12 protein-coding genes are annotated in these 12,818 nt (G+C 59.7%); 3 read left to right on the top strand and 9 right to left on the bottom strand.

Features of this window, described 5'->3' with window-relative positions; all coding sequences use genetic code 11:
* Positions 1-63: 63 nt before the first annotated feature.
* The 8 genes from ACR0NJ_RS18980 to ACR0NJ_RS18945 all read right to left on the bottom strand — a co-directional run bounded on the left by ACR0NJ_RS18980 (position 64) and on the right by ACR0NJ_RS18945 (position 9,026).
* Positions 64-1,275 carry a saccharopine dehydrogenase family protein gene (locus ACR0NJ_RS18980; protein WP_480818664.1) on the bottom strand — a complete coding sequence of 404 codons (1,212 nt, stop codon included), beginning with the start codon at positions 1,273-1,275 and terminating at the stop codon, positions 64-66.
* A gap of 14 nt (positions 1,276-1,289) precedes the next feature.
* Entirely contained in the window at positions 1,290-3,179 is a 1,890-nt protein-coding gene (gene speA / locus ACR0NJ_RS18975; RefSeq protein WP_480818663.1) for a biosynthetic arginine decarboxylase, read from the bottom strand.
* Positions 3,180-3,280: 101 nt separating this feature from the next.
* Positions 3,281-4,366 (bottom strand): DUF1513 domain-containing protein, encoded by a 1,086-nt coding sequence (locus ACR0NJ_RS18970; RefSeq protein ID WP_480818662.1) that lies wholly within the window; start codon positions 4,364-4,366, stop codon positions 3,281-3,283.
* A 3-nt stretch (positions 4,367-4,369) separates the two neighbouring features.
* Positions 4,370-5,380 carry an imelysin family protein gene (locus ACR0NJ_RS18965; protein ID WP_480818661.1) on the bottom strand — a complete coding sequence of 337 codons (1,011 nt, stop codon included), beginning with the start codon at positions 5,378-5,380 and terminating at the stop codon, positions 4,370-4,372.
* A gap of 3 nt (positions 5,381-5,383) precedes the next feature.
* Positions 5,384-6,919: a di-heme oxidoreductase family protein gene (locus ACR0NJ_RS18960; protein ID WP_480818660.1), complete on the bottom strand. Its 1,536-nt coding sequence runs from the start codon at positions 6,917-6,919 to the stop codon at positions 5,384-5,386.
* Positions 6,891-7,376 (bottom strand): bacterioferritin, encoded by a 486-nt coding sequence (bfr, locus tag ACR0NJ_RS18955; RefSeq protein ID WP_480818659.1) that lies wholly within the window; start codon positions 7,374-7,376, stop codon positions 6,891-6,893. Before bfr ends, ACR0NJ_RS18960 begins: the two co-directional genes overlap by 29 nt.
* The gene (locus ACR0NJ_RS18950; RefSeq protein ID WP_480818658.1) at positions 7,324-7,617 is read right to left on the bottom strand and encodes a (2Fe-2S)-binding protein; all 294 of its coding nucleotides are present in this window, start codon (positions 7,615-7,617) and stop codon (positions 7,324-7,326) included. The genes bfr and ACR0NJ_RS18950 overlap by 53 nt, the downstream gene beginning before the upstream one ends.
* A 137-nt stretch (positions 7,618-7,754) precedes the next feature.
* Positions 7,755-9,026 (bottom strand): imelysin family protein, encoded by a 1,272-nt coding sequence (locus ACR0NJ_RS18945; RefSeq protein WP_480818657.1) that lies wholly within the window; start codon positions 9,024-9,026, stop codon positions 7,755-7,757.
* Between the two features lie 240 nt (positions 9,027-9,266).
* Here ACR0NJ_RS18945 and ACR0NJ_RS18940 point away from each other — a divergent pair, with 240 nt between their 5' ends.
* From ACR0NJ_RS18940 to ACR0NJ_RS18930, 3 genes are all read left to right on the top strand, one after another.
* Complete coding sequence (locus tag ACR0NJ_RS18940) at positions 9,267-9,824, top strand: ZrgA family zinc uptake protein (protein ID WP_480818656.1); 558 nt, start codon at positions 9,267-9,269, stop codon at positions 9,822-9,824.
* A gap of 173 nt (positions 9,825-9,997) precedes the next feature.
* Positions 9,998-11,746 carry a tetratricopeptide repeat protein gene (locus tag ACR0NJ_RS18935; protein WP_480818655.1) on the top strand — a complete coding sequence of 583 codons (1,749 nt, stop codon included), beginning with the start codon at positions 9,998-10,000 and terminating at the stop codon, positions 11,744-11,746.
* Positions 11,743-12,237, top strand: coding sequence for a GNAT family N-acetyltransferase (locus tag ACR0NJ_RS18930; protein WP_480818654.1), 495 nt, complete (start codon positions 11,743-11,745; stop codon positions 12,235-12,237). The genes ACR0NJ_RS18935 and ACR0NJ_RS18930 overlap by 4 nt, the downstream gene beginning before the upstream one ends.
* Positions 12,238-12,266: 29 nt before the next feature.
* Here the strand turns inward: ACR0NJ_RS18930 and ACR0NJ_RS18925 are convergent, their stop codons facing one another.
* The gene (locus ACR0NJ_RS18925; protein ID WP_480818653.1) at positions 12,267-12,791 is read right to left on the bottom strand and encodes a hypothetical protein; all 525 of its coding nucleotides are present in this window, start codon (positions 12,789-12,791) and stop codon (positions 12,267-12,269) included.
* Positions 12,792-12,818: the final 27 nt, after the last annotated feature.

Raw genomic sequence — 12,818 nt, 5'->3', positions numbered from 1 at the left:
TCTTCCGATGTGTACTCCCCCCCGGACCCCCCGGGATACCTTTGGCCAGATGCAGTTCTGGATCTAGAATTCTACGGGGCCGTCGAGTTCGTGGACCTGCCATGGCAGGCCATGGGTGTTCAGCATGTCCATGAAATCGTCCGGGTCGAGCTGTTCCATGTTCCACACGCCGGGCTGAGTCCAGTTGCCTTTAAGCACCTGCGCCGCGCCGATCATGGCGGGGACGCCGGTAGTGTAGCTGACGGCCTGAGAGCCGACCTCGGCGTAGCATTCTTCGTGGTCGCAGATGTTGTAGATGTAGTAGGTTTTCTCGCCCGAGCCGTCCTTGGCCTGACCTGTGGCGATGTCGCCGATGCAGGCCTTGCCCTTGGTTTCCGCGCCCAGATCGCCGGGGTCGGGCAGCAGGGTCTTCAGGAACTGGATCGGGATGATCTCTTTGCCGTCATGCATCACCGGGTCGATGCGGGTCATGCCGACATTTTCCAGCACTTTGGCGTGCGTGATATAGGCGTCGCCGAAGGTCATCCAGAAGCGGGCGCGCTCGATCTCGGGGAAGTGGGTGCTTAGGCTCTCCAGTTCCTCGTGATACATCAGGTACATATTCTTGGGCCCGATGGCGGGGAAGTCGAACTCGACCTTGTGTGTCATGGCCGGGCTGTGCTGCCACGCGCCGTTTTCCCAGTGCCGCACTTCGGCCAGAACTTCGCGCAGGTTGATTTCCGGGTTGAAGTTGGTGGCGAATTCCTGATCGTTCTGGCCCCCATTGGCGTCCAGCACGTCTATCTGTCGGATGGTGTCCAGCTTGTGTTTCTTCAGCCATTTGGCGAAGACGGAGGTCACGCCCGGATCGAAGCCCGAGCCGAGGATGGCGGTCAGGCCCGCCGCCTTGAACCGTTCCTGATAGGCCCATTGCCAGTGGTATTCGAACTTGGCTTCGTCCTCGGGCTCATAATTCGCGGTGTCGAGATAGTGGATGCCAGCCTCAAGGCATGCGTCCATCAAAACGAGGTCCTGATAGGGCAGGGCGAGGTTCACGAGGATCTCGGCCCCGGTTTCCTTGATCAGCTTGACCGTGTCTTCGACCTTGTAGGCGTCCAGTTCGGCGGTCTTGATGTCCACGCCGACGCGGTCCTTGACGGCCGCAGCGATGGCGTCACATTTCGATTTCGTGCGGCTGGCCAGGGTGATCTCGGTGAAGATGTCCGAGTTCATCGCCATCTTGTGCACGGCTGCGTGGGATACGCCGCCTGCGCCGACAACCAGTGTTTTGCCCATGGTCTGTCTCCTTCTTATTCGTAATAGGTGTAGCCGTTGATGCTGTCGCGATAGGCGCTCATCAGGGTTTTGCGGTCCTTGGCTTGCAGAGTACCGGTCGAGATCGCCTCGTCCACCATTTTGCGGAAGGCGGCGACGCAGTCTTGGGGGTCGAATTCAACGTAAGACAGGACCTGACTGATCGTGTCGCCCTCTTGTTCATGGAGCAGGTCGAATCCGCCATCGGCGCGCAGGTCGATGGTGACGACGTTGGTATCGCCAAACAGGTTGTGCAGATCGCCCAGCGTTTCCTGATAGGCGCCGACGAAGAAGACGCCCATGAAATACTCGTCATCCTCGGGCAGGGAATGTACCGGCAGACTGGGCGAGACGCCGTCGGCTAGGATGAACCGGTCGATCTTGCCGTCGCTGTCGCAGGTGATGTCAGACAGAACCGCGCGTCGGTCAGGCGCGGTGTTCAGGCCCTGCAGGGGAACGATCGGGTGAAGCTGGTCGATGGCCCAGACATCCGGTAGCGACTGGAACAACGAGAAATTGCAGTGGTAGATATCGGCCACTTTCTCAAGCTGATCGTCCACATCCGTGTCAAGATCGTCACTGGCCGCCAGCGCCTTCAGGCGGGCCATCAGCGACAGGTAGATGCGCTCGGCGCGGGCCATCTGGCGCAAATCGACATAGCCGCGGCGGAACAAGGCGCGGAGTTCGTTGCGATAGAAGGTGGCGTCGTTCCAGCATTCCTGCAGGCGGTCTTTGCTAAGGTAGCCGTGTACGGCGGCGAGGTCCGAGACCAGATGGTTGTCGTCAGGTTCCACATCCGGCGCGGTGGGCGCATCGTAGAGCGTGGTTTCCAGCACGTTGAACACCAGCATGGATGAGGTCGCCACTACGGCGCGGCCGCTTTCGGTGACCAATGTTGGGTGCGCAATCTCGGCCTCGTCCATGGCATAGGCGACAGTTTCCACGACGTTGGCGCAGTATTCTTCGACCGTGTAGTTGATCGAATTTTCAGCCGCCTTCTTTTCACCCGTATAGTCCACGCCCATACCGCCGCCGAGGTCAAGATGGGTCAGCGGCACGCCTTCACGCGTGAGTTCGGTGTAGTAGCGGCAGGCCTCACCAACGGCGCGGCGGACGTCGTTCACGTCCTGCACCTGGCTGCCCAGATGCGAGTGCTGCAGCTTGAGGCAATGCAACAGACCCGCCTCGCGCAACTTGTCCACGGTGGCGACCAACTGATCGGTGTTCATGCCAAAGGCGGAGCGGTCGCCCGAGCTTTCTTCCCACTTACCGCTGATCTGGTTGGTCAGTTTCACTCGCACGCCGATCAGAGGTTCGATGTCGAGTTCCTTGTAGACCTCGATCACCGTATCCGCCTCTTTCGGGCTTTCCAGAACGATGACGGTATTGAACCCGATCTTGCGGGACAGGATCGCCAGTTGGATGAACTCGGCATCCTTGACGCCGTTGCAGACGATCAGAGCCTCAGGGGCCAGCCGGTGGGCCAGAGCCACGACCAGTTCGGGCTTTGATCCGGCCTCGAGGCCATAATTGTATTTCTTGCCGAACTCGACGATGCGGTCGACCACCTGCGCCTGCTGGTTCACCTTGATCGGAAACACACCGCGATAGGGGCCTTTGTAGCCCACCCGCGCGATGGCGTCGGCAAAGCTCTCGTTCAGATGCGCGATCTCATGTTCCAGATACGAACTGACGCGCAGCAACATCGGCGCCTTGATCCCACGGTCATCCAGATCGCTGAGGATACCGGGCAGGCTGATCGCCGCTGTGTCCGGAGACAGTGGATTGCGCAGACCGATCTCGCCCTGCTCCGTCACCTCGATGAGGCCTTTGCCCCATTTCTCAACCCCGTAGATGGAATGCGGTGCGTCGGGCGTCTGTTTCAATCAAGTCAGTCCTTAACCAAGGGGTGCCGGTTTCGCGCCCGCCAATACGGCAGCAGTTTGATTCTTCCAAGTGTAAACTATGTGACAGTGAAATCCGAGTTTTACGCAGGCTGGCGGATCGGGATCAGGTGGTTGTCCCACTGGCACTTTGCGTGGGTGTGGATCGCGGAGCGCGTGTTCGTCACGGTGCCAAACAGGCCGGTTCCCGTGGTGAAGACCAACCCGTTTGACCCGGAACCGAGGCCGCAGACATCCTGCAACGCGTGCGCCGTTTGGAATGCGTGGCTGGCCACATCGAACGCGTGCAACGCATTGCCGCGTGGGCAGGTGATGGCGATTGTTTCGCCATCTTGGGAAAACGCGATGCTGCCGGCGTAACCCTGCAGCCCGCTCTGGTCCGCTTCGGGCGCGGCCAGCAAGACCGGGCTTTCGCCGCGACGATGCAGTCCCAGAAGCGGCGGGTGTTCTACGGCACTGCCCTGCCATTGCATTGCGAACCCAACCAGCCCGTCGGGGCGCACCGCCAGATGGCGGATCGAGTTCTTGTCCAGCGAGCGTGGCAGTTCCACCTGTTCCAGCACAGTGCCTGACAGATCGACATAGCTGAGGTTTGGGCGCATCGTTGGCAGGTTCAGTTTGGTGCGGCCGCTGTCGGGGTGGGTCTCGATCCCGCCATTGGCGATCACCAGCGTCTGGCCATCGGGCATCAGGCGGATGTCATGGGGACCGATGCCGCCGGAGGAAAACTCGCCCAGACGTTCGAAACTGTTCGCGTCCCAGATGCTGATCAGGCCTTGCCCGGCTTCATAGTCGTTTTCCGTTGCGTAGAACCGGGACCCGTCCGCCGAGAACGTGCCGTGGCCATAGAAATGCCGCCCGGCGGGGGCCTGAAGGCGGGCCAGTTCCGTGCCGTCGGCGCAGTCGATCACGACGGCATAAGTGCCGGGGCGGCGGGCGAAGGCGATGGCTTGAGCCCGGAACGGATGAGCGGCGGCGGCATGTCCACGCGTGGGTAAGGGGAGGGTGAACAGGATATCGCCATGCGGGTCCAGTCCCGCCAATCTATATGTCCCATCGGGGAACAGGGCGGCGGCCAGAAACGCGGGCGCGCCGACGGAGGCCCAGCCCCGCAAGGGTGTCAGGGATGAGGCTGCGAGACCGGCCAGAAAGCTGCGGCGGCTTGTCATGGGTCAGTCCCCGTCCAGCGAGTTGAAGCCCGCGCTGATCCCCAAGGTCGGGCCCAGCTCGATTGCTGTAACCTCGCGGATATCGTTGATCGCCTGTTGCAGCGCTTCGATGCGAAAGCGACTTTGGGGCGAGGCGACCCCGGCCAAAGCAGGATCATCAATTGACCGGGCGCTGTCGACGGCGCGGGCAAACCCCGCATCCAGATCGGCTGCGATCTCTGGGTGGTCTACGGACAGCCGCTCGGCCAGATCGCGCAGCGCAATCAGGGATAACTCCACATGCCGCAGAGACCGCTCGGACCGCCGCGCCTCAGCCCGGTTGGGGCGGGGCCGGTCGAACGTTCCAAGCGGGCGGCCCAACCGGGTTTCGGCGGTGAATTCAAGACCAGTGGACAGGGCCCGGAACAGTTCCTGCATCGCCTCGTCCTGTGTGCGATAGGGGCTGCCCTCGCCCGGTTGCATTAGGGTGGACGCGTAGGATTGCCAATCCACGTGGATGTTACCTGCGTTGCGGTCGATATCGGTGGCAATGGCCTGGATCAGCGCGCAGCGATAATCGGCGTCGCCCTGATCCGCAAAAGCCGGGTCGAACAGCATCCGTTCCAGCGCAAAGAACCCGCGCCCGGCGATGGAGGTCTGGGCGAACGCCTCGGGGTCATCGACCGCCGTATCTTCGGCGGCGATAAGTTGGGACAGGGCTTTCGGCGTGAACCCCTTGGTGTCAGGCCAGAAGGCCAGTGCAAAGGCGCGGTCCTCGGCTTCGGTCGGGCCGAACCTGAGATGGCTGGAGGAAATCCAGGCGTCAAAGGCGGTGCCATAAGCGGTGCGGAGGGTGCCAGACCCGGCCGTGCAATCGGCCTGAGCCGCTGTCACCAGGGTTTCGGTCGCCTGCGCCAGATCGTCGAAGCGGGGCAGGATATGGGCCCCGGTCACATCCGCAAGAACAGTCGTGCGATCCTGTGCCTGTGTGGCCAATGGCAGGAATAGTGCAACGAAAAGAGTGGACAGACGCATAGTTTACAGGCTTTCCAGAAATCGGATCAGGGCATCCCGGTCGGCTTTGGGCATGGAGACGGCCGTATCACGGGCAGGCTGGGCCTCACCCCCGTGCCACAGGATCGCTTCGAGCAGAGTGCGCGCCCGACCGTCATGCAGAAACTGGGTGTGCCCCGAGACGCGTTCGGTCAGGCCAACACCCCAGAGCGGCGGCGTGCGCCATTCCTGGCCGGTTGCGCGGGCCTCGGGGCGGTTGTCGGCCAGACCCTCACCCATGTCATGCAGCAGCAGATCGGTATAGGGCCAGATCAGTTGGAAACTGTGCTCGGGCCGATCCTCCATGCGGTGGGTGACATGGGAGGGCGTGTGACACGCGGCGCAGCCGGTTGTGTGAAAGACTTCTTTGCCCCGCAGCACCTGCGGGTCGTCTATATCGCGGCGACCGGGGACGCCCAGATTGCGGCTGTAAAAGGCGACAAGGTCCATGCCGGTCTGATCGATCTCGAACGCGCGCACGTCGTTGTCCCCATGGGGGGCTTGCAGGCAATTGGCCTGCGCATCGGTGCAATCCCCATGCGGTGCCGGGTAGAGCGGGCTGGAGATGCCTATATCCCCGGCAAAAGCCGCCGAAGATTGCTCCATGATGGTCGGCATACCCGCCTTGTGGCCGAACCGGCCCATCATCGGCACGCCGTATTCAAGCGACCATACGATATTGGCCCGCCCCGAGATGCCATCGCCATCCGCATCATCGGGGTCGGCTCGGGCCAGCAGATCCTCGACCGGGATCGCCTCTAGCAGACCAAGCCCGATCATCTGCGGTGCAACACGCGGGCTGAGCATCGCGTCCGGGTGCAGTGGCCCGTAGCCCAGGTCAGCCGCTTCGTAAGTCGGGCGTCGCAGGGATGCGGTTTCGCCGTCGGAGAGTGCGACAGGTATTTCTTCGTAGGTGATGTCCAGCCGGTATTCCGCCGGGTGCCCGGCCAGCGCGAAATCCTGCATTTGGCCGCCATAGTTTGGCTCGGGCAGGGTGGCGATGTAATCGGCGATTTCTGCGTGCCCGTCCTCGGCTCCGCCGGGAATGGACACCCTAAGAAACATCGAAACCGCGCTATCGCCCGGCCCGTTTGGCGTATGGCCGCGCCCGTCCTTGATGTGGCACCTCTGGCAGGACCGCGCGTTGTACAAAGGGCCCAACCCGTCCGAGGCCAATGTCGAGGACGGGGACGAGACCCAGATTTTCTTGAACAACCCGTTGCCGACTTTGAAATCCAGTTCCTGCTCGAAACTCAGATTGCCCGAGGGCTGCGAGAATGCATCTGCATCATTGCGCACGCGGACGGTTGCGGCCCCGGCGGATAGCTCTTCGAACGGTTGCGGTGCATAGAAGTCCTGCGGCGGCGCGGTCACAGCGGCGATGCGGGCGCGTTCGTCTTCGGTGCGGGGAAGGGAGTTCAGGTGCAGGTCCTGCAGCTCGGCTGACAGGGTGGGGGTGGCCACAAACGCGGCCACCGTCAGGGCGAAGAACCTATTCTTCCCCGTCCATTTTCGATGCATTGAGTTGCGCATAATTGGCTTCGCCAATCCTTTCATACAGGTCGAGCTGCGTTTCGAGGAAGTCGATATGGTCCTCTTCATCGGACATCAACTGTTCAAACAGGCCCATCGAGACGAAATCACCCGCCTCGCGGCAATACTCGCGGGCTTCCTTGTACAGCGCGCGGGCGTCGATCTCGGCGGCCAGATCGCATTCCAGTGTTTCCTTGGGGGTTTGGCCGATGCGCAGCGGGTCCAGTTTCTGCAGGTTGGGATGGCCTTCCAGAAAGATGATACGTTCGATCAGCTTGTCCGCGTGCTCCATCTCTTCGATGGATTCCTCGCGGCTTTTCTTGGCCATATGGCCAAGGCCCCAATCCTCTTGCAGCCGGTAGTGCAGCCAGTACTGGCTGACCGCAGTCAGTTCATGCCGCAGAGATTTGTTGAGATATTCGATGACCTTCGGATCGCCCTTCATCTGACTTCTCCTGTGTTACTCCGGCACGTAAGGCCCGGAGTTGCATTGGGACTTCCAGATTATCGGAAGACCGCATTGTGTCTAGAAAAAGAGGCATGCACCCGCCGCAATCCGCCGATTTTCCAAGGGCATGGTATATCTTGCCGGGGGTGATCACCGCATGCGGATCCGCAGCCCGCATCCAGTCGATCGCCGCGCGAATTTCGTGGTCCGAGATGTGTGTGCAGTGGCAGACAATCATGGTTTTGACCGGTGTTTTTGTTTTCTTAGTTATTTTGTAGGGTATCTATCCCGGATGCGGTTTGGGATGCAACTTCTCAGGGTTAGTAAAGCCAGAGGCATGTTGTCGCGCACGCCTCTGGCCCCGGGGGTCAGAGCCTACTGGAAGACCGCGTTCGGGTTGTCCAGGCTGTCAGAGCCTTCGAATTCGAGCTGGTCGAGTTCCAGTGCCGTCACAATCCGCTCGATGGTCTTGGTCTGGTCAATCAGGCCGTTGACGCCGCCCATGATCAGCAACTCACCACCCTCGTTGCCACGTTCCAGCATCTGGTCATAGGCAAACCCGGCCTCAGCTGTGGATTTGATACGGCCCAGAGCCTGCATCGTGTTTGCCAGCTTGACCTTCATTTCCGCGTCCAGCGCGGGGTCGGTTGCGATGACCAGATCAGCCAGCGATGCGCCGGACACAGGCGTGCCGTCGATGCGGGTATAGCTGCCCAGGTACACGTTCTGGATGCCCAACCCGTCATAATAATGGCTGTTATGGGTGTTGTCCGAGAAGCAGTCATGTTCCTCTTCGGGGTCATTCAGCATCAGGCCAAGGCGCATCCGCTCACCGGCCTGTTCGCCGTAAGAAAGCGAGCCCATGCCGGTCAGGATGGCGCTGACCCCTGCATCCTCGTTCTCGGTCAGGGCCGCGCGGGCTGCGCCGCCTTGTTTCCACTGTTCGGCCATCCATTCCAGATCGCTGACCAGCAGATCGGTCGCGGCGCTCAGATACTGCGCGCGGCGGTCGCAATTGCCGCCAGTGCAGGCATCACCCGACGCATAGTCGCTGGCCGGGCGGTTGCCCGCGCCTGCACCGTGGCCGTTCATGTCCTGACCCCACAGCAGGAATTCGATGGCGTGGTAGCCTGTGGCGACATTGGCCTCGATCCCGTCGGCCTCGTGCAGGGTGTCGCTCAGCAGTTCGGGGGTGATTTCGCTGGCGTCGATAGTATTGCCCGATAGCTCAAAGCTGGGGTTGGCAATAACGTTCAGAACGGCAAATTCGTTTTCGTCGGTCGCACCGCCATAGGCCGCGTCGACATAGTCGATCAGGCCTTCATCCAGCGGCCATGCGTTCACCTTGCCTTCCCAGTCATCGACGATGGCGTTGCCGAACCGGTAAACCTCGGTCTGCTGATAGGGCACGCGCGCCGCAATCCAAGCGGCACGGGCGGCGTTTAGAGTGGCGTCCGACGGGTCGGCGATCAGGGCGTTGACGGCGGCCTGCAGGGATTGGGCGGCGATCAGGCTGTCTTCGAACTTGGCTTCGGCGATATTGGCATAGGTCTCAAGCACATCGGACTTCGCGGGGGCATCGGCGGCGAGGGCCGAGGTGGCAATGCACAAGGTCAGCGTACTGGCGGCGGTAAAGAGCTTGGTCATGGAACGCAGGTCTTTCTTGTCAGGATGGGGGGCTTAGCCCAGGATTTTGATTTGACAGATAACTGAGTGATTTACTCACCTATGTCAATCTGAGTTTTATTGTCGGAAATGCTGATGTTCTCAGACCCGCGAGATTTGGCTAGGCAAATTCCGCCGATACCGGGCAGATGGGTAAAGTTGCATGACTGCCGAATCGGCATAGACTGATATCGATGATTCGTCTTTTGTGGTGACTGGTTAATGAGGAAAGTGTTTCTTGCTTTGGCCCTGTGCGTTTCGGCGCATGCCGTTCAGGCCACGCAAACGGAACCCCAGCATCAACACGGGACCGGCACGCTTCATATCGCCTTTTCCGGGGCTGAATATGCATTGTCGCTGGTTGCTCCGGGATTTGATGTCGTTGGATTTGAACATGCCGCCGCCAATGATGACGACCGCGCATCGGTTGCAGTTGCCATCTCGGACCTTTCGAAACCGCTTGAGCTGTTCCTTGCCCCTGCCGAGGCCGGATGCTTTGCCATGTCCGCGAATGTGACCTTGGTCGCTGACAGCGTGGCCAGCGATGAGGTATCACCCACCCAACAGAGTGATCCGGAAGCCTCGGCTCATTCGGAATTTCAGGCAGACTACGTGATCCAATGTCAGGATATCGGCGCGCTGGACACTATTGAGTTTGCTTATTTTGATCGATTTGAACGTGCGGAAAAACTGGATGTTAGGGTGGAACTGGCTGGCGATGAACAAAGGTTCGAAATGACGCGGGAACGGCGGCTATTGGACGTAGCAGCACTGCGCTGAACATGCTTAGACGGCTGACCTTTGGGGTTGTAAATTAAGCAGAAAACCCTGTTTCGAACCTTAGCGTAACGTCGGCTCGATCCGCTAAAGTAAATAGTTCGCAAGCCCGGTCAGACATGTTAGCGTCTGGGCCGACGGCAAAACCCGGTCTTAATTTGAGACGAGACGGCGATATGGTTGGTGAAGGTACAAAAACGGTAACGGCGTTGTTCGCGGATATCTGCGGTTACACGACCATTATCGAACGCGACGAAGCCAGGGCCGTCCGGCGCACCCAGCGCGCGATCGAACTGATCTCATCCCTGATTGTGGATTACGGTGGGTCGGTCGAACATATCGCCGGCGACGGTGTGCTGGCCTTTTTCGAAAGCGCTGATGACGCTTTGAATCTGGCGGTGTCTGTTCAGCGGGAAATGAGCAATGACAGCGTCTGGAACTGCGGAGAGTCCCCGATTGCTTTTCGCATCGGTTTGAGTTTCGGTGATCTTCTGCAGACCCGAAATGGCTTGCTGGGCCATCAGTTGAACATCGCGGCGCGCCTGCAAAGTCTGGCACCGCCGGGCGGTATTCTGATCAGTGAAGATGTGAAGGCGCAGATCAACGACAGTTCGGATGTTCGGTTGCGCCCGCTGGGTAAAAAGAAGCTGAAGAACCTCAAGCAATTCGTGAATGTTTTCGAGGTCGCGCTGGACGTTCCTGCCACGTCCTCAGGCATTCAGTTGCGGGAATGGGAAAGAAACTCACCACCGCCCTCGCCGAACTCGGTTGCCGTACTGGATCTTCAAAATACATCAGGTGACACCGCGAATATCCATCTCTGTTCGGGCATCACGGCGGATATCATCTCGAACCTGACGCGGTTTCACGACCTGCACGTCATTGCGCATCGGTCTTCGTCTATGTTCGACCAGTCCGCCCAGACCACATCCGAAATCGCCGAAAGCCTGGGCGTCACCTATCTGATCGCTGGCAGCCTGTTGCGCAGTGACCGGCGGATCATGGTGCATGTCGAACTTTTGGACGCCACCACGGGCCAGTCGCTTTGGGGTGAGCGGTTCGATGGTGTGATCGAAGACGTGTTCTCGATCCGCACGGAACTGACCTCGCTTATCGCCGCGCGCCTGTCGCAGGAGGTCACAAGCGCCGAGATACGCCGCTCGGTCAGTGCGGGTGAGGATCAGTTGCAGGCCTATGGTCTGTTGTTGCGTGGCCGGTCGGTCTATGGCCGACCGTCGCGTCTGAACAACGTGCATGCGCGCGGGCTGTTCGAACAGGCGCGCAAGGCCGACCCTACCTTTTCCCGCAGCTATGTCGGTATTTCCCGAACTCTGAACGACGCTTGGCGTTTTCATTGGATTGATCCGCCAGACGCCGCCCTTCGGGACGCGCTGGCTCAGGCGGAGCGCGCCGTGAAGCTGGACCAGACCGATGCAAGAGGGCACGCAGCCGTGGGTAGTGCGCTGATCTACCTGCGCGAATACGACCAGTCACTTGGAGCCTACGAGCGCGCCATCAAATTGAACCCGAACGATGCCGATGTGCTTGCGGAAATGGGGCATTCGGTCTGCGTCTGCGGCAATCCGGACCGGGCTATTGAACTGATCAAAAAGGCGATGTCGCTGAACCCTCATTACCCGGACTGGTATCTGTGGCATTTGGGCGAGGCTCATTTCGACAAATCCGACTATGCCGAGGCGATCCGTATCCTCAGCCAAATGAGCGACCGGACCGAGGCACATCGGATGCTGACCGCAAGCTATGCCTTGATGGGCGAGAACCAGCTTGCGATACGCTCGGCCCGCGAATTGCTGGCCAGTCACCCCGAATTCTCACTCGATCACTGGAGCAAGGTCCCGCCGGACAAAAATCCCGAACCCAGAGAACGTCTTATGGCCGGGCTGAAATTGGCGGGGCTGAAATGAAAACACCTTTTCAAGCCGAGCCCTTTTCGGTGGCGCTCAACAGCCGCGCGGCCTGCGTTGATCTGCGCCCGGGCGCTTTGGCCGACCGCGCCTTTTGTCATCAGTTGTATCTGGCCTGCATGAAGCCGCTGCTGACCGAGTTGGGCGCGTGGGATGCCAAACGGGTCGATGCGACGTTCGACCGGTATTTCGACGCCGAGGAAATCAGCGTCGCCCGTCTGGATTGCAAGGATATCGGGTATTTGCAGGTCACGATTGCAGACGGCGCGATGCATCTGGATCAATTCCACCTGTTGGCACAGTATCACCGCCGCGGCATCGGCACCCGTCTGCTGCGCAATGTGATCGCCGAAGCCCGGACGCGTGCGCTACCGCTTCGACTGGATTTGATCCGTGGAAACCCTGCGCGCAGTCTTTACACGCGCGAAGGGTTTAAGATCACCCATTCGGACGAGACGAAGCATTATATGACTTTGAGTCACGACCTGTGAGGGTGACTAAAGAGAACCGACCGCGCCCGTCAGAAGGGCGGTCTGTTCGAGATTTTGAAGAAAACCGCTTTCTTTGAATCTGGCTTGCCGTTAACGGTCTGCGTGATCTCAAGCTTTAGTTCGCTGTTATCGGTTGCGCCGGTGTCGCTTTTGACCGCTTGTATGTTGCCAATCGTCTCAACCGTGACAATCAGTTGTCCGTCGTCAATCAGTTTGGGATCAATAGTGACCGTGGCCCCGGAGAAATCGGAGTTGTCTTTTCTCAGAATCTTTCCGGTGGTGGTGGAGTCCTCCCTTTGAAAGGCACCTTTGACTGTGTAGTCCCGCACGGTTGCAATTTTCTGGGGGTCGGGTTCGTTTGGGTCGATTATGGAAACCAGACGTTCCAGATTGGGTGGCCGCCGCCGTTTGACTGTCACCGGTTGCAGATTGCGTGAAATCTGCCTGAGGAACATTTCAATGTTTTGAAAAACCTTAACATCCTGAGAGCTTTCCGCTTCCGACGCTGTTTCAGTTGCGCCAGAATCAGGGGTCGGTACGTCAGTATCTGTCATAATAAATCCAACCTGTTTATGAAGTTG

The organism is Ruegeria sp. F11 (genome assembly GCF_056533855.1).
This window is presented reverse-complemented; position numbering and strand designations above follow the sequence as displayed.